The sequence below is a fragment of the Streptomyces sp. NPDC058045 genome, from assembly GCF_042885635.1.
GTDB lineage: Bacteria > Actinomycetota > Actinomycetes > Streptomycetales > Streptomycetaceae > Streptomyces.
The window spans coordinates 24,729-43,928 of sequence record NZ_JBHVRR010000008.1; the positions used below are offsets into that span (position 1 = coordinate 24,729).

The following is a 19,200-nucleotide window of genomic DNA, read 5'->3' on the forward strand; positions in this document are numbered from 1 at the left end:
GTCTTTCGGCGCGGCCACCACCGCATGGGCCCACCCCCTTCTCAGATCGCTTCGAAATCGGTGTCCTCGTAGGCGGAGCGGCGCACGGGCGGGCGGGCCAGGACCTCGGACATGGCGTCACACAGGGCAGACACGCCGTCGATCTTGTCGCCGCCATGGGACTTGTCCGGCTTCACGTTCCCGGCCGTGTCCATCGCCACCGCGAGGTTGTCGACCATCCACGCCATGACCGGATTCCCGCCATGACGCAGCACCGGCCGCCCGCCCTCGGCCACCTGCCGCTCGCCCTGGAGCAACAGCCGCTTCACGGCCTTCAACGCGGGCGACATCGACTTGTAGCCCTGCCCGACACCGACCATGGGCGCCTTCTCGCCCTCCAGATCGTTCGTGAGCTGCGTCGACGACCAGCGGTCGAACCCCAACGACCGCACGTCATAGCTGTCCAGGTCCTTCCGGATCTGAGCGCCAATCACCGTGTAGTCCGTGACGTTCCCCGGCGTCGTCTTCAGCCAGCCCTCACGCACCCACACCGACGCGGACCCGGCCGTCCGCCGGTCCAGGTCCCGGATGTTCTCCTCCGGCGTCCAGAACCTCACGAGCAGGTCATAGGACTCGTCCGTGTCGTCCGGGAACAGCCACACCAACGCGTTCAGGTCGGACACGGCGCCGAGGTCCAGGCCGCCATACGCCTCACGGCCCCTCAGCTTCACCTCGTCGACCATGGCGCCGTTCGCCGTCCAGGACTCCAGCGTCAGGTACTTCGTTGTCTGCTTCGTCCGGATCCCGCAGTGCAGCCGCAGGAACGAGGCCAGTTCGGCCGGCGATTGCTTCGCCTTGTCGGCCGCCGTCCGCAGGTACGCCCGCGTCGGCGAGACGCCGTAGCCGGGGTTCGCCTTCTTCCACGTCGACTCGGCGAACGGGTCGTCGGTCGACTCCGCGGCGAACACCACGCCGTACACCGCCGGCGCCGAGTACGCGCCGCGCGCCAGCTGCTCGATGCGCTCCCTCTTACGGCCGTAAACGGACTCCTTCTTCCCCGCGTCCGCGGTCGTGATGATGAAGATCAGAGGCTGACGGCGCGAACCCGTACCTGACTCGATCGTCTCCACCAGCTCGGGGGACTTGTGCTCGTGCAGCTCGTCCACGATGCCCGCGTGCAGGTTCAGACCGTGCTGCGCGCCCGCGAGGGACGACACCGGCTTGAAGTAGCTGTCCGTCTTCGGGTGCAGGATCACCGATGCAAACGGCTGCATCACCCGGTTCAGCGCCGGGGACTTCTCCACGATCGCCCGGACAGGCTTGAACAACAAGCCGGCCTGTTCCTTGGTCACGGCCGCGGTGATGACCTGGGCGCCGGGCTCCCCGTCCGCCGCCATCATGTACAGCGCGATACCGCCGGCCAAAGTGGTCTTGCCGTTCTTGCGCGGCACGTCGACGTATGCCTCGCGGATGATCCGCACGTACATGTCGGCGTCGTCGTCCCAGTGCACCCACCCGAAGATTGGCCCCACGATGTAGGCGACCTGCCACGGATCCGGGCGCAGTGGCTGACCGGCCAACGCGCCCTGTGTGTGCCGCAGTTGGTCGAACGCGCGCAAGACGCGGTCGACGCCGAGCGCGTCGAACATGGCGCCCGGCTCCTCGCGCGGCTCCGGCGTCTTCACCAGCGGCGGACAGTCCGGCAGAGGGATCCCACGCTCCGCCAGATACCAAGCCACTTCCGGGCTGATCTTCAGCCGGGCCAGTAGCTCGGCATCCTGGTACGCCTCGGGCGTCGGGTCAGGCGAACGGGTTGTCGGGGTCCGGCTCATTCTCCGACCCCCTCGCCAACTGCTGCTCCGTCGAGGGCGTCAGGCCGAAATGCCCCGCCCACGACCGCAGCTCACGCCCCGCGTTGCGCGCGATACCGACCGCGGGGTGAGCGAGAGTGCCTTGCTTCGCCTCGATCGTCAGCCCCTCACGCTGCACGGTCTCCGTTGCCTCACGGAACGTCGCCCACGCCTCGCAGTACGAGGCGAGCGCGGCCCGGTCCTCCGGCTTGAGCAGGTCGAGGCGGGACAGCCCCGGGACCACCCGGTCCCACTCCGCGCGCGCCTCGTCCGTCAGCCACGACGGCGCCTCCGGCGGGAGCCGCTTGAACGCCGGCCCGGTGTTCACCTCACGGCCAGCGGAGTCCTTCCCCGGCGCACGGCCCTTGATCAACTTCAGGGCGGCAGGCTGAGCAGTGCGTCCCATGGTCTAGACCCCCTGTCGCCGATTCGGTGCAGCCGTGCGCCGAGCTGACGGCGCCGGGTCCCCAGGCGATCAATCCGGAAATCCGGACTCCCCTACCCCCGGGAAGAGGATGGGCGCGTGGATCGCCCGGTTCAGATCGGTGATGGCCTCGTTGAGCCGGCCATGTGCTGCGGCGTACTGAGCGAGGGCTTCGGCAACCTCGGCTTGGCCTTCGTAGACACGCTGCCGCGCCCTGGCGAGGTTCTTGCTGCGGGTGTCGATAGCCCGATGGATGGCGATGTCCAGGTCACTGATGACGGGTTTGTACATGGGGGTGAGCCTCCGTATCTCTCAGCGGGCCCTGCGCCGTGCTCTGTTGGCCCGTGCGGCCTCGGCCTTGGACTTGATCAGGTGGCACGGCTCGCAGATCAAGCCGAGGTTGTCGAGGTCTTCGGCTGCTCCGCCTTCGAAGATCGGCGTGATGTGGTCGAGCTGGTGGCCGTGCTCGCCGTCGGGATCGTCGTCGGGGTCGGGTTGCTCGGTGCCGCATCGGTAGCAGCAGCCGTTGTCCCGCTCGGTGACTCGGCGCTTCAGGGTGCGCCAGCGTCCGGAGCTGATGCCGTACCTGTTCGCCTTGTCGTCGCGGCCTGCCCACGGGATGGGCTGGTGGGCGTCGCAGCGTCCACGCCGGGTGGCGAATGCGTGGCACTGGGGGTCGGTGCACCGGGAGGGGGGCCGGCTGGGCATGGGGGGGGACCTCCCGGGGGGGTACCCGGGGTGCCCGGGGTGGAGGGGGACGTGCTCTGGGGTGGGGAGCGGGCAGGAGGCTCGGGGTCAGGAGGTGGGGGTGTCTCGTGTGGCGCCACAGTTGTTGCACGTAAACCCGTTGCACACGACGCCGAAGCACACCACGCAAGCCGGGTCCTCCAGCATCGCGGCCGGGCGCACGTTCAGTGCGACGGCCAGGGCCACGAGATCATCGGCGTCAACTCTGCGCCCGCCTGACTCGATCTTGGCGATTCCCAGAGGCGGGATGGGGCGTCCGAGTTCGCTTACACGGTCGGAGAGCTGTTTCTTTGTCAGCCTCTGGGTTTCTCGTAGGAGCTTCACCTTGACGGCCACGTTCCGCCCGGCCTGTCCCAGCTTGATTGGTTGCTTTGCCATGTGCGTCTCCAGGAATGGCGGAAGCCCCGATGCCTGGAGACATCGGGGCTTCCTTCCTGCCCGGATCAGGGGCAGGCGGTGGACACGAGGACGCCCCCGCCGGGGAACCGTAACGGAGGCGTCGTCGTGCGTCTGGTGTGTCCGGGCACGCCGGACGTGCCTTGAGTGTTGCAGCAGGTCAGATCGCGGGTCAAGCCGCCCTGGCTGTCAGGTGGTTGTGGAGTTCATCGAGGTCGATGAGAGCGCGGCCGGACTGGTCGTAGCCGTGGTGCGTGAGTACGCCTCGCCGGAGCCATGACCGGAGTGTGGCTGGGGGGACTCCGGTGGCGGCCTGTGCGGCGTAGATGTCGACGATGACGGGCTGGTGCATGTCTCCATGGTGCCCGTGGTCTTGGCGCTCCAGCGGGCCAGGATGTGGGCGGCGTGCTGGCGGACGAGGTGGGGGACGATCTCCTCGGCGGGTTGCCCCGTGGCGGACTCGATCGTGCGGATGTCTTGGCCGAGCTGGTCGGTGGGGGTGAGTGTCAATCCTTCGGGGCCGGTCCGCAACCAGGGTGCCGCACGGGGCGCCGGATCAGGCGGCGTGTCTGCCTCACCGGGTGCCTCGTCCGGGGCGGGGTCCTCCTCGGTAGCCGTGGGGCGGGCGAGGAGGTCTCTGCGCACGGTCTCGCGGGAAACCCCCAGCTCAGCAGCGATGTCTGCTGTGCTCATGTGGAGGTCGGTGAGGTGGGCGACGATGATGCGCCGGACCTCGATGGACAGCACGCTCACAGGGCACTCCGCTTGCTCGTGGTGGTGCACGGGTGGATGTCGTCTCGGTGGTCCTGGTGGGCCCGGCGTGTGGCGGCGGCGGTGTAGTCGGTGTGGCACTGGGCGAGGAGGCGCGCGACACGGAGTCGTTGCGCGACGGCGGCGTTGGTGGGGGTGCGGCGCACGATGCCGGCGGCGATCAGGTGCCGGGTAGGGTTCGGCTGGGTCATGAGGCTGTATTCCTCTGATCAAGTGGTGGCCCCTGGCAGCCGGTTGCGTCGGCTGGCTGGGGGTGCCCGCTTTTCGGGCCTATTCGGTTGTGGCCAGCGCGTGAGACTCGGACAGTTCCTGTTGTGCGCGGGCGAGTTGGAGGAGCCGGGTGGGCGGCCAGGTGGCGCCGCACCAGCGGCAGGTGATGGTGGACGTGCTGGGGTAGCGGAGCAGCACTGCGCCGCACAGGGTGCCGTCGGCGGTGGAGGCCGGGCACAGGCCCGTGCGGACGGGCCGGTCGGCCGGGTCGGTGGGGATGATGATGGAGCGGACGTCGCGCTCCAGGCCGCGGATCTCTTCGGCCATCGCGCCCGCGGCTGGCCAACTCGCGGTGATCCAATCGAGGTTGATGGACAGGGCGCGGGCGGCGGTGGTGATGCGTCGGCCGATGGTGCCGGTGATGACCGGGGTGTCCCATCCGCGGTCGGCTTGCATGGCGGCCCGCCAGTCCTCGAGGACGCCGACGATGCCGCCCGGGCCGCGGAGGGTGAGGACCGGTTCGGTCACGGGCAGGGACGCCTCGGCGCGCCCGCCGCGGCCCGCCCCGCCGAGGGGCGCCGGGGCGGGCTGAAGGAAAGCGCCGAGCGCCTCGTGCCAGCGGGGTGCTGAGTCGAGGCGGTGGGCGGTGGCGAGGGTGCAGCCGGGGCACAGGTAGCCCTCGGTCTCGTGGTGCTCGCACAGGCCGCAGGTGTTCATGTGGCGCTACTCCTCGGTGGTGTCGAGCGCGGCGAGGACGGCCACCGCTGCCGAGTGCGGTTCGCCGGGGCGCACGGATGCCTGCCAGGTGGCGGCCAGGGTGCGCACCCGCTCGATGGCAGCCTCGGCCCGCTGCCGCGCCTGGTGCGGGGTGAGGGCACCGGGTGCGACGCGCTGAAGGACGAACGCGAACCGCTCGGGCGACTCGCCGACCTTCACCTCCATCTCGACGGGCGTCTCGGTGTAGTTCGGCGCATCGCCGAGCATGGCGCGGGCGGCGCCCACCCAGTGCGCGACCAGCTCGCGTGCGGGCTCCAGCTCCATGGCCATCCCGTTGCGGAAGTCCATCGCCTTCAGACCGGTCTCATCCAGTTGGCGCCGGATCCAGCGCTCACGCGCTTCGTCGTCACGGCCGGCGAGTTCAGTCAGCAGGGTGTCCCGTTCGGCGTACAGGCCGTCGAGTTGGGCGTCGTTGATGCTGCTGGCGGTGTGGCGTTGCTGATCGCCGGGCCACTCGGCGGCGGGCTGGTCGCCGACGGGCTGCCACTCCATGATGGTCCGTGGCCGCCGCTCGACCTCAACCGCGTCGACCGTGCCCGCGTAGTCCCACGGGTCGGTGCCCTCTTGCATCTCGGTGAGGCCCTCCTCGAAGTGCACGCGGTACGCCTTGCCGTCGTCTGGGGCCCGGAAGACGAGTTCCTGGACGGCCACCCACCGGCGGGTCTCGACCTGCTCGCGGTGCAGCTCGACGGGGGCCTCGGGGAACTTGGCCGCGTGCTCCTCGGTGGGGAGGTCGTCGGGGAGGCCCCAGGCGTCGAGTTGTTCGCGGGTGAAGGTGCGGGTGTGGCTCATGGGGTGCTCCTACGCGGCGTTGTGGATCTGCGGGGTGTGGATGCGGGGTGCTGCGATGTGCCAGCCGAGGGCGCGGAGTTCGGCGACGACCAGGCGGCCGAGCCTCTCGGACGAGGCGGCCGGGTGCTCGTCGCGGACGGCGGCGATGACGGCGGCGATGGCGTCGGGGATCACGCCGCGGCCCCGAGGCCGACGGTGTGGGGGCAGTGGCCGGTGCGGGCGCGGGCGAGGAGCTGCTGGACGGCGCGGTGGCCGGTGGCGCGTTCGTGGGTGCCGCAGTGGCAGAGCCAGTCGGCGACGGGGAGTTGGCTGCGGTCGAGGCCGCGGGCGGTGATGCCGGGGCGGATGCCGGTGATGCAGGCGGGCTGCTCGCTCATCGAGGGCCGCCGTTCCGGCGCGCCTGCCACTCCTCTTCAGTGACGTACGTCTTGGGTTTCGAGATCGCCTTCTTGCGCGGCCGGCTGGCGTTCCGTTCGTTGTGATAGGCGTTTTCGGCCAAGCGGCAGGGTTCGCACAGGGGTTCCTTCCTGTACCGATGTTGCCGAGCACCCCGGAAGGTGCCGTGCGCGATCGGCTTGCGCTTGCTTCCTCCGCGCGGACGCTTGAGCCCGATGGCCTTGATCAGCTGGTCCAGGTCGGTGTCTGTCATCTCGGTCATGCCGCGCCACCCTCGGGCCAGACCATGTGCCCCACTCCGTGGTCGCTGAGGTGCCCAACGGGCTTGGCACAACGGAAGATGCCGCCGTCCACGGACAGGCACCGCTGCCCCTCCGGGTCCTGTGCCAGATGGTCGAGGCCCTGCTGTTCGCGGAGGAGCGCGGCGAACTGCTGGCCGGACATGGTGACGAACCAGCGGCCGGGGTCGGTGGTGCCGCGGCGCTTGTGCCAGACGACGCCGAGGGAGGCGTGGTCGTTGTCGCGCTCCAGCTCGGCCTCGGCGACCCACGCGGGGAGTTCCTGGCGGGCGCAGTTCTTGACCTCGATGACGACGCCGGGGATGCCGGCGATGTCACCGCGGTCGTGGGTGCCGTTGAGGGTGCGGCGCTCGGCCTGGGCGAACCCGGCGTCGCGGAGGTAGCGGACCACGGCGGTCTCGGCGGCGGTGCCCTTGGCTTTGGATCGGCTCACAGCAGGGTCTCCTGTACGGGTCGGGGTGGGCAGCGGTGGTCGGCGATGACGGTGTGGGTGCAGTGGCCGGCGCGGATGTGCTCGGTGCTGCGCCAGTGGATGCGGGCGGTGGTGTGTTCGCCGGAGGTGAGGCACCAGGTGAGGCGGCCGTCGAGGCGGGCGAGGATCTCGGCGACGGGGTCGAGCGGGGTGGGGTCCGCGCGGACGTCGAGGGCGGCGACGCGGTCGGGGGTGCGGGCGGTGATGGTGTCGGCGCCGCAGCGGGGGCAGGGGGTGAGGCGGGCGGTCTCTACGCGGGCGTCGATCTTGGCCTGTAGCCGGTCACGGAGCGTCGCCTTCGGGCGGGCGGTCATCGGGTGCCCCGGTGACGCTTGGGGTGACGGGTGACGCTTGTGACGCCAAGTTCGGGATGACGGCCCGTGCGCGTGCGCGCGCACGGGATAGAAGGGAACGGGAAACTAAGCGTCACAAGCGTCACAAGCGTCACCACCTGCGGTGATGCGGGGTGCGATGCGTCACCCAATGCGTCACCCATGCGGCCCGATGCGTCACCTGGTACCGCCGGGCGGGTCCTGTAGGGGTGCCCGAGGCGCCTGGCGGGGTGACACATCGGGGTGACGGGTTGGTAGGGGGGTGACGGGTTCACCGGGCACCTCCGGTACGCAGAGCGACGCCGTCGTAGAAGCGGAGGTCTTTGGTCCGGCCGATCTGGACGCCGTGCTTCTTCATCTGCCCGGCGAGCTTCTTGGCCGAGACGGGTTCCTCGTCTTCCTTCTCGCACCACCGCTCGTAGGTGGCGCGTAGGACCTTGGAGGGGGTCTGCATACCGGGGGTGCCGGGGATGCCGATGGTGCACATGTCGTCGACGAACCGGCCGACGGTGTCCTGTTCGCCCTGGTACTCCTCGGTGGCGGTCTGGACGGCGGCCGGGGTGATGAGCCCGTGGCGGGCGTAGTCGGCGGCGCCGCGGATGAGCCACGCGAGGATCGCCGGGCCCTCCTGGTCGACCAGGTGCTCTTCGAGGCTGGTGTCCCGCAGGTGCTCGGGCACGGTGTTGAGGAAGGGGACCAGGCGCAGGCGGCGCCAGAATGCGGGGCCGCCCGTGCGCACCTGCGGTCGGTGGTTGCCGAGGAGCCACAGGGTGTGGGTGGGGGTGAAGGAGAAGAAGTCCTGGCGCATGAAGCGGCCGGTGATGATGTCGCGGCCGGTGAGCATCTTGATCCGGGCCTCGGCGAACCGCTGGCCGTCGTCCAGCTCTGAGGCGACGACGAAGCGGGCGCCGGCCAACCTGGCGATCTCGGTGGGGTGGTTGGACGCCGAGGACGCGAGGAGCATTTCCGACGGGGCGCTGATGCTGTAGCCGGTCTCCCCGATGCCGACCAAGCGCATGACGGTGTCGGCCAGCGTGCTCTTGCCGTTGGCGCCGTCGCCGAATGCGAAGGGGAGGAGCTGTTCGGTGACGGTGCCGATGAGGGATACGCCGAGGAGGCGCTGGACGTAGGTGATGAGGTCGGCGTCGCCGCCGAACGTGTCCTCCAGGAAGGAGCGGAAGCGTTCTGCGGGGCGTTCGGGGTCGGGGGCGACGGTGGTGGTGCGGGTGTGCAGGGAGGCCGGGTCGGGGGCGGTGAGCTGGCCGGTTCGCAGGTCGACCACGCCGTCCGGGGTGTTGAGTTGCCACGGGTTGGCGTCGAGGGTGGCGAGGGGGGCGACGATGCGCGGGTCGGTGCGGGCGACTTTGACCATGGAGTCGAGGCCGCGGGCGGACAGGGACCGCTGCTTGTGCTGCTGTTGGCCGTCGCCTTCGGGCAGGGAGCGGGCGATGTCGCGGGCCAGCTCGGCGACGTGGCCGCGTTCGTCCCATGCCCAGCGGTGGCCGTCCCAGGTGAGCCAGCCGCGTTGGGGGCAGTAGCGGATCGTGTCGGCGTGCTGGTCGACCAGGCGCAGGGCGTTGCCGTCGTCGGTGCGGGAGTACGTGCCCGGTCCGGCCGCGGCCGCGGGTTCGTTGACCTGGAGTGCGGCGGCTCCGTCGACGGGTGCGGCCGGGGTGGGGACGACGGCCAGGTGCCGGGGTTGGGGGCGTTGGCCGTAGCCGCGGGCGCGGAGGGCGCGGGCGGCGGCGGAGTGGTCGCCGTCGTGTTCGAGGAGGGCGTAGGCGCCGGGCTTGGTGTAGGGGCGTTCGGGTTCGAACTCTGTGCTGGTGGTGAAGACGTAGAGGCGGTCGCGGTCGGTGGCGTGGCCGGTGGTGGCGGAGACTCCGGGACCGGTCTTCCCGGGGCGCTGCCAGTACGACGTGCTGCCGCGGGTGAGGAGTAGGCGCCAGCCGCGGGGCTTGAGGATGTCGGCCCAGGTGGTGCGCTGTTCGTAGTCGTCCAGGGGGGATATGGAGCCGTCGGCGGCCGGGGCCGGGCCGCTGCCGTGCAGGAACGCGGACGCCGGGTCGGTGGCGGCCGGGGCAGGTGTCTCGGTGTGCTGGGTGGTGTCGAGCATCCGGGCGATCTGGAAGAGGGCGTCCCGTTCGTCGCCCGAGACGGTGGCGATGGACTCCGGGCCGCCGGCGAGCAGCTCCCAGGGGCGGCCGGTGTCGTGGACGGGGCCGTGGCTGGGGGCGGTGACGACGAACCCGCCTTCGCCGCGGGTCTCGATGAGGACCTGGACGCGGGCGCCGGGCGCGGCTTGCAGCTCGGCCTCGGTGGCCGGGCGGCGGGCCAACTTCGTGTTGCCGAGGACGGGGCCGTCGGTGACGCGGTAGATGAGGTGGTAGCCGCCGGACGGGGTGCGCTCGCAGTACCCGGTTTTGATGGCGGACCACACCTTGCCGAGCCCGGACGCCTCGGCGATCTCCCCGAACTCGGTGTGGACGGCCTCGGCGACGGCGCGGCCCTCGAACTCCAGCATCTCCAGGTTGCCGGAGACGGCGCCGAGGATGATGCCGAGTCCGGGGTGCCCGTTGGAGAACCACGCGGTGAGCTGCTGCTCGTCGGCGGCCTGCCGCATGTACGGCTTCCACTGCCCGAGGGGGGCCTTGGTGCCGTTGGCGGCGGCGGGGACGACGCTCGCGCCAGCCGCGCGCCAAGCGTGCGCGGCTGTGAGCGTGTCCTGCGGGTGCGTGCTGCTCAAGGCTGGTGCTCCTCAGCGGTGTTGCTCGGGGTGTGATGGAGGAGTGTGGGGGGCGAGTACGGCCCGGCCGCCGGGACGGGGAGCCCGGCGGCGGACGGTCAGGCGGCGCCTCTGGCGATGGCCTTCAGGCGGTCGACGCCGCCGTGCTCGGCGAGCAGCTCGAATGCCGCCGCGTAGTCGGGCCAACCGGCGGCGAGGCGCGCAGCGTTGGCGTAGTCGGCCTGTTCCCACGCGCGGAGCAGCGCGGTCGTGAACGAGCCGGCGGGGTAGCCGCCGTGTCCGGTGTGGATCAGGACGTGGTTCGCGGCGGTGTCGGTGATCTGGGTGCTCATGCGTGGCTCCGTTGGGTTGGTCCGGCCGCCGCCGGGCCGTGTCATCGCGGCGGCGGCCGGTGCTTCGGGCGCGGGTCAGAAGGGGGGTTCCTGGCCCTGCTGCTGGGGGATCTGCGCGGCTTGCTGGGCGAGGGCGGCGGTGGCCGGGGTCTGCTGCGCGGCGGCGTACTGCTGCGGGGTGAGGCCCGCGGGTGGGACGGTGGCGGGCGGCGGGGTGGTGATCTCGCCGGTGGTCGGGTTCACGCCGGGCGGCACCGCGGCGGCGGGCGCGGGGGCGGCCTGGCTGAACGTCGGCTGGTTCGCGGTCACCCACGCCTGCGCCTTGATGTCGTCGGTGCCCTCGGCGAAGGGGAGCAGCGCCCACGCCTGGAACCCGGACTTGGTGGCGACCTGCCCGATGCGGCCCAGGATCATCGTCTGGCCGACGCTGAACCGGGACACGATCGCCTTGTGGGTGACAGCCACGCCCTCGGCGAGCTGGCCGTCGCCGTCGAGGTCGACGATGTCGACCTCGGCCTGGTCGATCTCCTCGTTCCGCAGCGTGTCGAACCGCTTGCTGATGTCGCGGACCTTGGTGATGAGGACCAGGTGGCCGTTGTGCTCGGCGGGCTTGAAGAAGCCGCCGAACGAGGTGTCGGGCTGGTTGAACATTGCGTTCTCCTTTGGTGCTTGTCCCGGCCGGCGGATGCCGCTCGGGGGTTGTGCGGTGTGGCCCCGCCCGGAGTTGTGGGGCGGGGAGATCAGGTGTGGCCGGGGCAGCCGCGGCTGAGGTCGGTGCTGCCGCGCTGGTGCCAGTCGCAGAAGAAGCACTTCGCGTCGGGGCTGGTGGGGAATGCGGCCCACTGGGCGGGGTTGGCCTCGGGGTCCAGGGCGAGGAGCCGTTCGCGGATTGCCTGGAGGCGGGCGATGGCGGCGAGGGCGACGTCGCGTCGGTACTCGTCCACCCACACGTAGGGCTCGAGGCGGTACTGGCGGGGCAGGAACACGATGGCCACCCGGCGGGGTGTCTCGCCTGCGTTTTCCATGCCGAGGCCGTAGAGGTTGGCTTGGATGCGGTACTGGTCGCCGGGCCCGTTCCGTCGGTACTTGGCGAGCGAGTCGGGTGACGTCGCCTTCCAGTCGTAGACCGTGCCGGTGAGCCGGTCGTACAGGTCGGCGGATCCGGCGATGGTGGCGTCTTCGGTGTGGCCCTGGTGAACGGTGACGCGGCGCTCCACCAGGTACCGCTCGCCCTTGGGGTCGCGCTGCTCGAACAGCTCGGCCATCCACGTGTAGATGGCGGTGCCCTGGACGCTGGCCCAGGGCTCGCGGTCGGCGCCCGGCGCGGTGGGCCAGTCCATGGACTTGTAGGCGAGGGCGCGGTCGCACGGGTTGCCGACTTCGGACGGGCCGATGCGGCGTTGTTGGGAGCGGGGCGCGTTGTTCGCCGAGTCGATGATGAGCCTGCGGATCTGCTGCGCGATCACGTCGCCGGGGGTGGGGTGGGCGGTCGGCTTCCCGGCGGTTGTGGGCTGGGCGAACATCGCGTCTCCCTTCTCGTTGGGTGGGGGTGGCCGGGCCCGCGGGGAACGGGACCGCGGGCCCGGCCGGTCGGGGGCTACTGGTCGTCGAGCTCGGCGGCGTGGTGCTCGCACTCGGGGCAGTCGCAGTCGGTCCACGTGCCGTCGATGAACTCGCCGTGGCACTCGCCGTCGTCGCCGTCGTCGTATGGCTCGGCGGCCTGCGCGGCGGCGTCCTCTGCGGCCCAGCGCGCCTCATCGGCGGCGTCCAGGGCGTACTCGGCGGTCTCGTCGGCGCTCATGACGTCGGCGTTGGTCAGCTCGTCGTAGTCGCTCACGCGACCACCGCCTTCCTGGTGATGGTGCGGAGTTCGGCGAGGGCCTGGCCGATGGCGCGGCACCGGCCGGGGCAGTACCAGCGGGCGGGCTCGGTCGACCCGTGGGCGTGGACGCGGACCATGCCGTCCGGGCGCGGGGTGGTGGCCGGCGCCCCGCAGCCGTCGACCGTGCACCGTTCGATCACCGGCACGGTCGAGGCCGCGACAGCAGCCCCGACGCGCCCCTTGTTCCACGCCTGCTGACCGGAGGTGGCGGGGTGCTGGGCTGCGTTGTCGGCCCGCTTCGCTTCCAGGCACGGCTCGCACGGCGGGTCCTTGCGCCGGTTGTGCTGGCGCCAGCCGCGCAGGGTGCCGTGCTCGATCTCGGCGCTCACCGGCGGCGCCCCTTCCGTGCGTCTTCGACCGCGCAGGCGGCGATGAGCATGACGGCGGCGAGGGTCGGGAATACCGCCCACGCGATGAGGGCGAGAGTCCAGTGCCACATCACGAGCCACCTGCCTCGGTGTCGGCCCGGCGGCGCAGGTAGGTGACGATCTGGTCAGCGCGCAGCCACTCCCCGCCGAGGTGCTGGGCCCGCCGCTCGATGCGGTCGGCCGCGTCCCGCAGCGCCGTGTCGGCAGCGGCCCGCTGCTCCAACTCGGCGATGCGGGCCTGCAACTCGGTTACTTGCCCTTGCAGGTAGCCGTTGGCGAAGACCAGCTTCCCCGGTGCTGATGTGACGCCAGCCTGTGCCGCCTGCTGGTCAATGAATGCGTCGAAACGCTGCATCCGCTCCCGGATCTCCTGTTCCCGCTCGGGCGTCAGGTCGGTGCTCACGCGGCCACCCCCTGGTGGACGGGGGTGGCGTGGTGTTCGCGGTACGCGCGGCGGCCGTTCAGCGTGGGGCGCCAGACGATGGGGCCGTGGCACTTGCGGTACGGGTCGTGGAACCAGGCGCGGTGGAACGCGGTGTGGCCGCAGTCGGGGCACGCGGTCTCCGGCCCGGATCGGCGCCCGTGGCCTTCCGCGTTGACGGCGTACTGGCGCTCGAACAGGTCGGGGCGGCGGAACTCCAGCGTGCCGTCGAGGACATGGGCGTTCTGGAGCGGTACGTCGGTGTAGTCGTCCCCGTAGTAGGTGATCGCCGCGTCCTCGTCCCCGGCGGTGACCCAGATGACGCGGAGGACGGTCTCCTCCACGACGACGGGGTACGCCCGCTCGTCCAGGCCGTAGGTGCCGGCAGCGGCCTGGACGATCAGTGCCTCCACCGCCGGGTCCGGCTCGGCCGGAACGGGCCGTGGCCACCGGATGTCGAGGTAGACGTGGTCCCCGGCGTGGCCCAGGTCCAGTTGGCACTCCTGGTAGGTGCCGTCGGGGTACGGCTCCAGGCACTTCATGCGTCACCCCCGCGGGAGTTGAGGGTGTAGAAGCGGTGGCTGGTCTGCTCGCGGCGCACCAGGTGCCCCTTGGTGTGCCCGTCGCGGGCGCCGGTGAAGAACGCGGCGATCCGGGCGCGGCGGCGGGCTCGGACGACCGACGTCTCGGGCAGCGCGGCCGGGCACCGGCATGGCAGCACGGTCGGGAACTCGCACGGGCGCGGGTGCCGGTGGGTGGACTCGCCCTGTTGCGGCGATCCGCCGCGGGTGTCCTTCCCACTCGGGTGCGCCATCGCGGCACCGGCCGCCTTGGGCGTGAGGACGTAGGCGATGGGGTCCTCAACAACGGACCGGCTCTCGGCGAGCTGCTGCGCCAGCTCGGGGGAGTTGAGCAGTCCGGCGGAGTCGAGGGCGTCCGCGATCCCAGCGGGGTCGTGGCCCTGGGCGATGGCTGCTCGGATGACTCCGGCCGCGGAGGTGAGGGCGCGTGAGGTCACGACTCGCCCCCGTCCCCGTCCCCGGGCTCCGCTTCGAGGCGGGCGATCTTGGCGTGGGCCTCGGCGAGTTCGGTTTCGACCGTGCGCCGCCGGGTGGCGGCCTCGGCGATGCCGTCGCGCCACTGCTGCACGCCGGCCAGGACGCGGTCGGCGACGGCGAGCCGCTCCTCGACCGTCATCGCGGAGGGGAACATCATCTGCATCTGGTTGGCGGTCGCCTTCTCGCTCGGCTGCAACGTCAGCGAGGCGATGGGGTACGTCCCCGAGTCGACGGTGCCAGTGGTCGTCCAGAAGTCGTAGGCGTGCATCAGGTCACCGCCTCGGCGTCGGCGGCGGTCGGCGGCTGGGCGGCGGGCGACTCGGCGAGCGGGACGGGCAGGCCCGGGGCGGGGTCGGTGAGCGTCCACGCGACTACTCGCACGTCGTAGACGTGGCCGGTGGCCTCGATGTACGTGGAGCCGTCCTTGCGGGTCTCGGACGTCTCGGTCAGGTGCTGCTCGTCGCGGAACCGGCGCAGGCCCGGGACGTCCATGTGAAAGTTGAAGCGCAGCACGGGTTCCGTAGCCGCCCATGGCGGCGCCGCGACCTCGAACACGGTGGGCAGCGTGTGCGTCTCGCTGATGATCTGCTCGGCCAGGGACAGCGCGGCCATGTAGCTGCCGCGCTGCGGATTGTCGGCGGTGGACTGCTCGGGTTCGGTACTCTGCGTGGTCACGGTGACCTCTTTCGTTAGGTGGGGTCGCCGGTCGGGGGTCGCTCGGGCCTGCAAGCGGAGCGGCCCTTCGGCGTTTTTCAGGACGCCGCGCGGCGGGCGGTGAGCCCGCGCGGCGGCAGGGGGCGCAGGTGCGCCATCGGGTTCACGCCGACAGGTGCTGTCGGGACCGCAGAGAGCGGGCCCGTGGTCGGCTCGTGGTGGTGCAGCGTGTCGATGCGGTCCAGGTCGTCGTCGGTGAATGTGACGGTGCGGCCCTTCTTGCTGTGCGGCAGCTGCTTGATGTGGCGGCGCAACCAGTCCTCGGTGACGCGTAGTTCGTTCGCGGCCTCGGGATACGTGTAGCGGGCGGTCATGCCGACGCCAGTTCGTCTATCCGACGCGGGGCTGGGCCAGGGACAGCGCGGCCCCGCGGCGCCCACAGGCACAGCTCGTCGACGCCGATTCGCTGGCAGATCTTGCGTGCCACGGACGCGGGCTGTGACCGGGTCTGGCCGTTCAGCAGTGCGTCGATGGTGCTGTTCGGAACGCCGACCGCCGCGGCGAGTTCACGCCCGCTGATGCTGGCGCCGTCGCCGGTGCGCTCCATGAGGATGCGCATCACGTTCGGGCGGACCAGCTCGAAGCGGGGTTCGTCCACAGCTCGGCCTCCCTTGGACAGGATGTCCAGATTTCTGGACACCGGAAGCATGGCAGAACCTGGGCGCGGTGTCCAGATCCTTGGACACCGCCGCGCCGGGTCTGCATTCGGTCAAGGTCGGGGAGTGGGGTGGCGTCCGTGGCCAGAGACCTGGACACTGTGCCCAGATAGGCGCCTCATGTGAGGCGGCTACCAGGGCATATGCCAGTTACGAGATAGAGGCCACGTGGGCAGTAAGTGCAGCTTGGGCCCTACGCGGAGACGAGGGACATGACAGCCGAGGGCACGGCACAGGACCGCTCGGGGGGAGAGCCCACCCGGGCAGACCTGTCCGAATTGGTACGCAACCGCATGGAAGAGCTTGGACTCTCGCTCCGGGCTGTGGCTAAGGCGGCGGTCGACCCGGACCGGCCGGACGACGGCTCGGTGTGGCCGCACAGTTCATTGGAGTCCCTGGCGAAGGGGCGCAAGGCCAAGGCTCCGTCCGAGAGCCAGCTACGCGCGCTCGCCGCCGCGCTCCGGGTGCCGTTTCTGGCCGTGCAGCAGGCCGCCGGCGCGCAGTTCTTCGGGTACGTGGCCGAGCGGTGGAGCGATGACCGCAAGCGGCGCGTGTTCCTCGCGCGGATCCACGAGATGACCGACGCCGAGTTCGCCAAGCTCGACCAGTTGGCGGAGATCCTGCTCAGTGACCGGCCGACCGGCCCGGATGAGGAATCCTAGGTTCCGGCCAAAGATACTACTAACAGTCACATCTTGATTCCCTCTGGTCGCACTCTGATCGATGTGGCACAGTCGGTGATCCGCCTGGGGGGCGTGTCAAATTGTGTCACTCGTTCATTCGAACGTATGAGTGAGTGATGCGAGGTGCCATTGCAAGGGGGACTACAAGATGGCAGACGACCGCGGCGCACAGGCGCATCCGACCGCGCGCCCGCGCGCAGAGTTCAACATGGGGTTCGTACCCCACCTGCCCGGCGCCAGAGCCATCGTCCCCGCCGAGCAAGCAGGCAAGTTCGTGTTCCTCGTCGCCATGGGCGCCATGACGCAGCAGTGCCTCGACGAGATGGTGAACCACCTCCGCGCGATAGTCGGCGGCGGCCGCTGGACCCAGAACTGGGGAAGCCCTCCGCCGGCCCTCACCCGAGAGCACGCGACCGCACCCGAGCTCGCCGCCGTGTTCGACATGGAGTTTCGGCCCGAGCTGCCCGACGGCGCAGCGATCATGCCCGACGAACGGCCAGGGCGCTTCGTTTGGCTCGTCCGCACCGGAGCTATGACGCAGCAGTGCTTTGACGAACTGCGCACCTACCTTCTAGCCATTGTCGGCAGTGGGCAGTGGGTCCAGTCCTGGGGCGCGGCCCGCCCCAGGACTGGAGTCCGGTAACTGATCAGGCGGAGCGGAGCGGCCGCAGCCCCTCGCGCGGTGCAGGCGTCACTACGCGCATCGCGTTGGCGACTGCGGAACTGATCTCGTCATCGAGGTTGTTCAGCAGGTGCCCATACCGGTCGATCGTCGTTGTGATCGACTCGTGGCCGAGTCTCGCCTGTATCGCCGCCGGGCTGATGTTCTGCTCGATGAGCCACGCCACATGGGTGTGCCGCAGGTCGTGGATCCGCGGACGCTTCCCGAGACCCTTCTTGATCGCCTCGTCCAGGCCCCGGGCCCACTTGCGGTTGTAGAAGTTAGAGTGCCGCCAAGCCTTGCCCTGTCCGCCGCGGAAGATCCAGCCTTCGGGGCCGCGGCCGGCCACATGGCGGCGCAGCATGTCGAGTTGATCGGCGGTCAGCTTTACGAGGCGCCGAGCCCGCTTCGTCTTGGGCGGCCCGAGCTGGAAGGAGCCGTCGTCCTGCCGCTTCCACGCCCGCTGGACGTTGACCTTGCCGGTGGTCCAGTTGATGTCCCGGGTCTGGAGTGCGGTGGCTTCGCCCCATCGCATTCCAGTGCCGACGAGGAAGTCGGCTAGGTCTGCGGCGGCCGGGTCGAAGGCGCGGATCTCGGCACTGATCCGCGCGTACTCCTCGTGTTCCAGGAACACCATTTCCTCGTCGGTACCCTCGTCCTGCCTGGGTAGCCCTGTCTTCTTGCACGGGTTCGTCTCGCGCAGCGGGGGTTCGGCCTCCACGGCGGACTGGAAGATCATGTACAGCAGGCCGTGCCGGTTGGCGATGCTCTTGGGGGAAGCCTTCGTCCGGAGTATCTGTTCCGGATCGTCAGGTGCAGTGACGGTGTGGCGCTGCCGGCGGACCCACTCGTTCACGTCGGCCTGCGTGATGTTGCAGACCGTGGGCGGGTGCTCGGTGCCGTCGGGCGCGGTGTGCACCAGCCCGCCGAGGCGGACCGCGTGCCCGTCCGGGCCGGTGTAGGGCGCGCCGAGGAAGTGCCGCTCGATGTCCCGCTTGTAGTCGTGCCTGGTCCGGCCGTCGACTGTGTTGAGCCCGTCCGCGTAGGAATGGGCGTACTCGCCTAGGGCTCGGTCGTGGGGGTGCTGCTCGGGCTCAACGAACCCGATACCTTTGGTCCAGCCATGCGGCCACTGGTTTCCGTGCGCCTCGACCAGCGCCCGGAACTGGGCGGCCTGGTCATCGCCAGCTTCGCCGCCGAAGTTCTCGGTCTGCCAGGCGCCGTCCTGCCGCCACTTCACCTGATACGTGATCTCGCCCGACTTCTTCGGGCGTTCAACGATGCTCGCCATGGGGTGACGGTACGGCCGAATGGGGTGTCTGTGGGGTGTTGTTGTTCCCGTGATGTTCCCACGAGTCTGGGCATGATCAAGGGCTGACCAGTTTTCACAGGTCAGCCCTTGATCACCGAGGGTGAGTGACGGGACTTGAACCCGCGACTTCCTGGACCACAACCAGGTGCTCTACCAGCTGAGCTACACCCACCATGTCCGGTGGATCTCTCCGACCGGCCGAGAAAAAGTGTACAGGGTCCTGGAGGGTGCTCGCGCACCGTTTTTCGTGCGGTGCCCGGGAGCGGGGTGAGGGCCCTCCCGCGACCCGGTGGGCCGGGGGAGGGCCGCGGGTCAGCTCGCCGGGAGGACGTGCTTGGCGGCGATGGACCTGGCGGTGTCCGAGTCGGGTCCGGGCTGGGGGACGAAGACCGCTTCCCGGTAGTAGCGCAGCTCGGCGATGGACTCGCGGATGTCGGCCAGCGCCCGGTGGTTGCCGTTCTTCTCGGGGCTGTTGAAGTAGGCGCGCGGGTACCAGCGGCGGGCCAGTTCCTTCACCGAGGAGACGTCCACGATGCGGTAGTGCAGGTAGCCCTCCAGGTCCGGCATGTCCCGCAGCAGGAAGCCGCGGTCGGTGCCGACGGAGTTGCCGCAGAGCGGGGCCTTGCCGGGCTCCTTGACGTGTTCCCGTACATACGCGAGGACCTGCTGTTCGGCGTCGGCGAGGGTGGTGCCGCCGGGCAGTTCCTCCAGGAGGCCGGAGGAGGTGTGCATCTGGCGCACCACCTCCGGCATGGTCACCAGGGCTTCGTCCGGCGGGCGGATCACGATGTCCACGCCTTCGCCGAGTACGTTCAGCTCCGAGTCGGTGACCAGTGCGGCCACTTCGATGAGCGCGTCGTTCGCCAGCGAGAGGCCGGTCATCTCGCAGTCGATCCACACCATGCGATCGTTCATGGTTGCC

Annotated in this window: 31 protein-coding genes and 1 tRNA gene; 2 read left to right on the forward strand and 30 right to left on the reverse strand. The window is 70.3% G+C overall.

Annotation, left to right across the window (positions count from 1 at the left end; genetic code table 11):
- Positions 1 to 41: 41 nt before the first annotated feature.
- The 27 genes from ACFVST_RS07360 to ACFVST_RS07490 form a co-directional block, all read right to left on the reverse strand.
- Positions 42 to 1,811: a terminase large subunit gene (locus ACFVST_RS07360; protein WP_390147777.1), complete on the reverse strand. Its 1,770-nt coding sequence runs from the start codon at positions 1,809 to 1,811 to the stop codon at positions 42 to 44.
- Entirely contained in the window at positions 1,780 to 2,235 is a 456-nt protein-coding gene (locus ACFVST_RS07365; RefSeq protein ID WP_390147779.1) for a phage terminase small subunit P27 family, read from the reverse strand. The genes ACFVST_RS07360 and ACFVST_RS07365 overlap by 32 nt, the downstream gene beginning before the upstream one ends.
- 69 nt (positions 2,236 to 2,304) lie before the next feature.
- Positions 2,305 to 2,544, reverse strand: coding sequence for a hypothetical protein (locus ACFVST_RS07370; protein WP_390147780.1), 240 nt, complete (start codon positions 2,542 to 2,544; stop codon positions 2,305 to 2,307).
- Between the two features lie 21 nt (positions 2,545 to 2,565).
- Positions 2,566 to 2,961 carry an HNH endonuclease gene (locus ACFVST_RS07375; RefSeq protein WP_390147782.1) on the reverse strand — a complete coding sequence of 132 codons (396 nt, stop codon included), beginning with the start codon at positions 2,959 to 2,961 and terminating at the stop codon, positions 2,566 to 2,568.
- An 87-nt stretch (positions 2,962 to 3,048) separates the two neighbouring features.
- Complete coding sequence (locus tag ACFVST_RS07380; protein ID WP_390147784.1) at positions 3,049 to 3,378, reverse strand: helix-turn-helix domain-containing protein; 330 nt, start codon at positions 3,376 to 3,378, stop codon at positions 3,049 to 3,051.
- Positions 3,379 to 3,585: 207 nt separating this feature from the next.
- On the reverse strand, positions 3,586 to 4,149 hold the full coding sequence (locus ACFVST_RS07385; protein WP_390147786.1) for a DeoR family transcriptional regulator: 564 nt from the start codon (positions 4,147 to 4,149) through the stop codon (positions 3,586 to 3,588).
- Complete coding sequence (locus ACFVST_RS07390; protein WP_390147788.1) at positions 4,146 to 4,358, reverse strand: hypothetical protein; 213 nt, start codon at positions 4,356 to 4,358, stop codon at positions 4,146 to 4,148. Before ACFVST_RS07390 ends, ACFVST_RS07385 begins: the two co-directional genes overlap by 4 nt.
- A 79-nt stretch (positions 4,359 to 4,437) precedes the next feature.
- Positions 4,438 to 5,094 carry a hypothetical protein gene (locus ACFVST_RS07395; protein ID WP_390147789.1) on the reverse strand — a complete coding sequence of 219 codons (657 nt, stop codon included), beginning with the start codon at positions 5,092 to 5,094 and terminating at the stop codon, positions 4,438 to 4,440.
- 6 nt (positions 5,095 to 5,100) lie between these two features.
- On the reverse strand, positions 5,101 to 5,946 hold the full coding sequence (locus tag ACFVST_RS07400) for a hypothetical protein (RefSeq protein ID WP_390147791.1): 846 nt from the start codon (positions 5,944 to 5,946) through the stop codon (positions 5,101 to 5,103).
- Positions 5,947 to 5,955: 9 nt separating this feature from the next.
- Entirely contained in the window at positions 5,956 to 6,120 is a 165-nt protein-coding gene (locus ACFVST_RS07405; protein WP_390147793.1) for a hypothetical protein, read from the reverse strand.
- On the reverse strand, positions 6,117 to 6,323 hold the full coding sequence (locus ACFVST_RS07410; RefSeq protein WP_390147795.1) for a hypothetical protein: 207 nt from the start codon (positions 6,321 to 6,323) through the stop codon (positions 6,117 to 6,119). Before ACFVST_RS07410 ends, ACFVST_RS07405 begins: the two co-directional genes overlap by 4 nt.
- A complete protein-coding gene (locus ACFVST_RS07415; protein ID WP_390147796.1) occupies positions 6,320 to 6,604 on the reverse strand; it encodes a hypothetical protein in 285 nt (94 codons plus the stop codon). The genes ACFVST_RS07410 and ACFVST_RS07415 overlap by 4 nt, the downstream gene beginning before the upstream one ends.
- Complete coding sequence (locus ACFVST_RS07420) at positions 6,601 to 7,074, reverse strand: hypothetical protein (RefSeq protein ID WP_390147798.1); 474 nt, start codon at positions 7,072 to 7,074, stop codon at positions 6,601 to 6,603. Before ACFVST_RS07420 ends, ACFVST_RS07415 begins: the two co-directional genes overlap by 4 nt.
- Positions 7,071 to 7,427 carry a hypothetical protein gene (locus ACFVST_RS07425; RefSeq protein ID WP_390147799.1) on the reverse strand — a complete coding sequence of 119 codons (357 nt, stop codon included), beginning with the start codon at positions 7,425 to 7,427 and terminating at the stop codon, positions 7,071 to 7,073. The genes ACFVST_RS07420 and ACFVST_RS07425 overlap by 4 nt, the downstream gene beginning before the upstream one ends.
- 289 nt (positions 7,428 to 7,716) lie before the next feature.
- Positions 7,717 to 10,191 carry a phage/plasmid primase, P4 family gene (locus ACFVST_RS07430; protein WP_390147801.1) on the reverse strand — a complete coding sequence of 825 codons (2,475 nt, stop codon included), beginning with the start codon at positions 10,189 to 10,191 and terminating at the stop codon, positions 7,717 to 7,719.
- Positions 10,192 to 10,289: 98 nt separating this feature from the next.
- Complete coding sequence (locus ACFVST_RS07435) at positions 10,290 to 10,523, reverse strand: hypothetical protein (protein WP_390147802.1); 234 nt, start codon at positions 10,521 to 10,523, stop codon at positions 10,290 to 10,292.
- Positions 10,524 to 10,598: 75 nt separating this feature from the next.
- Positions 10,599 to 11,174, reverse strand: coding sequence for a hypothetical protein (locus tag ACFVST_RS07440; protein ID WP_390147804.1), 576 nt, complete (start codon positions 11,172 to 11,174; stop codon positions 10,599 to 10,601).
- An 89-nt stretch (positions 11,175 to 11,263) separates the two neighbouring features.
- Entirely contained in the window at positions 11,264 to 12,046 is a 783-nt protein-coding gene (locus ACFVST_RS07445) for a PD-(D/E)XK nuclease family protein (RefSeq protein WP_390147805.1), read from the reverse strand.
- Between the two features lie 74 nt (positions 12,047 to 12,120).
- Positions 12,121 to 12,360, reverse strand: a complete 240-nt coding sequence (locus tag ACFVST_RS07450; RefSeq protein WP_390147807.1) for a hypothetical protein — start codon at positions 12,358 to 12,360, stop codon at positions 12,121 to 12,123.
- Entirely contained in the window at positions 12,357 to 12,734 is a 378-nt protein-coding gene (locus ACFVST_RS07455; protein WP_390147809.1) for a hypothetical protein, read from the reverse strand. Before ACFVST_RS07455 ends, ACFVST_RS07450 begins: the two co-directional genes overlap by 4 nt.
- Positions 12,735 to 12,843: 109 nt before the next feature.
- Positions 12,844 to 13,176 carry a hypothetical protein gene (locus tag ACFVST_RS07460; protein ID WP_390147811.1) on the reverse strand — a complete coding sequence of 111 codons (333 nt, stop codon included), beginning with the start codon at positions 13,174 to 13,176 and terminating at the stop codon, positions 12,844 to 12,846.
- The gene (locus ACFVST_RS07465) at positions 13,173 to 13,736 is read right to left on the reverse strand and encodes a hypothetical protein (protein WP_390147812.1); all 564 of its coding nucleotides are present in this window, start codon (positions 13,734 to 13,736) and stop codon (positions 13,173 to 13,175) included. The genes ACFVST_RS07460 and ACFVST_RS07465 overlap by 4 nt, the downstream gene beginning before the upstream one ends.
- Positions 13,733 to 14,212 carry a hypothetical protein gene (locus ACFVST_RS07470; RefSeq protein ID WP_390147814.1) on the reverse strand — a complete coding sequence of 160 codons (480 nt, stop codon included), beginning with the start codon at positions 14,210 to 14,212 and terminating at the stop codon, positions 13,733 to 13,735. The genes ACFVST_RS07465 and ACFVST_RS07470 overlap by 4 nt, the downstream gene beginning before the upstream one ends.
- The gene (locus ACFVST_RS07475; RefSeq protein WP_390147816.1) at positions 14,209 to 14,520 is read right to left on the reverse strand and encodes a hypothetical protein; all 312 of its coding nucleotides are present in this window, start codon (positions 14,518 to 14,520) and stop codon (positions 14,209 to 14,211) included. Before ACFVST_RS07475 ends, ACFVST_RS07470 begins: the two co-directional genes overlap by 4 nt.
- A complete protein-coding gene (locus tag ACFVST_RS07480) occupies positions 14,520 to 14,927 on the reverse strand; it encodes a hypothetical protein (protein WP_390147818.1) in 408 nt (135 codons plus the stop codon). Before ACFVST_RS07480 ends, ACFVST_RS07475 begins: the two co-directional genes overlap by 1 nt.
- 77 nt (positions 14,928 to 15,004) lie before the next feature.
- Positions 15,005 to 15,280, reverse strand: a complete 276-nt coding sequence (locus ACFVST_RS07485; protein WP_390147820.1) for a helix-turn-helix domain-containing protein — start codon at positions 15,278 to 15,280, stop codon at positions 15,005 to 15,007.
- Positions 15,277 to 15,606 (reverse strand): helix-turn-helix domain-containing protein, encoded by a 330-nt coding sequence (locus ACFVST_RS07490; protein ID WP_390147822.1) that lies wholly within the window; start codon positions 15,604 to 15,606, stop codon positions 15,277 to 15,279. The genes ACFVST_RS07485 and ACFVST_RS07490 overlap by 4 nt, the downstream gene beginning before the upstream one ends.
- Before the next feature lie 228 nt (positions 15,607 to 15,834).
- On the opposite strand from ACFVST_RS07490, the gene ACFVST_RS07495 reads away from it, so the two are divergent.
- Together ACFVST_RS07495 and ACFVST_RS07500 are read left to right on the forward strand one after the other, a co-directional pair.
- Complete coding sequence (locus ACFVST_RS07495) at positions 15,835 to 16,284, forward strand: XRE family transcriptional regulator (protein WP_390147824.1); 450 nt, start codon at positions 15,835 to 15,837, stop codon at positions 16,282 to 16,284.
- Between the two features lie 169 nt (positions 16,285 to 16,453).
- Positions 16,454 to 16,948 (forward strand): hypothetical protein, encoded by a 495-nt coding sequence (locus tag ACFVST_RS07500; protein ID WP_390147826.1) that lies wholly within the window; start codon positions 16,454 to 16,456, stop codon positions 16,946 to 16,948.
- Between the two features lie 4 nt (positions 16,949 to 16,952).
- Here the strand turns inward: ACFVST_RS07500 and ACFVST_RS07505 are convergent, their stop codons facing one another.
- The 3 genes from ACFVST_RS07505 to orn all read right to left on the reverse strand — a co-directional run bounded on the left by ACFVST_RS07505 (position 16,953) and on the right by orn (position 19,193).
- Entirely contained in the window at positions 16,953 to 18,257 is a 1,305-nt protein-coding gene (locus tag ACFVST_RS07505; RefSeq protein ID WP_390147827.1) for a tyrosine-type recombinase/integrase, read from the reverse strand.
- A 120-nt stretch (positions 18,258 to 18,377) separates the two neighbouring features.
- A tRNA-His gene (locus tag ACFVST_RS07510) sits at positions 18,378 to 18,450 on the reverse strand.
- A gap of 140 nt (positions 18,451 to 18,590) precedes the next feature.
- Positions 18,591 to 19,193: an oligoribonuclease gene (orn, locus tag ACFVST_RS07515; RefSeq protein ID WP_390147829.1), complete on the reverse strand. Its 603-nt coding sequence runs from the start codon at positions 19,191 to 19,193 to the stop codon at positions 18,591 to 18,593.
- Between the last annotated feature and the right edge of the window lie 7 nt (positions 19,194 to 19,200).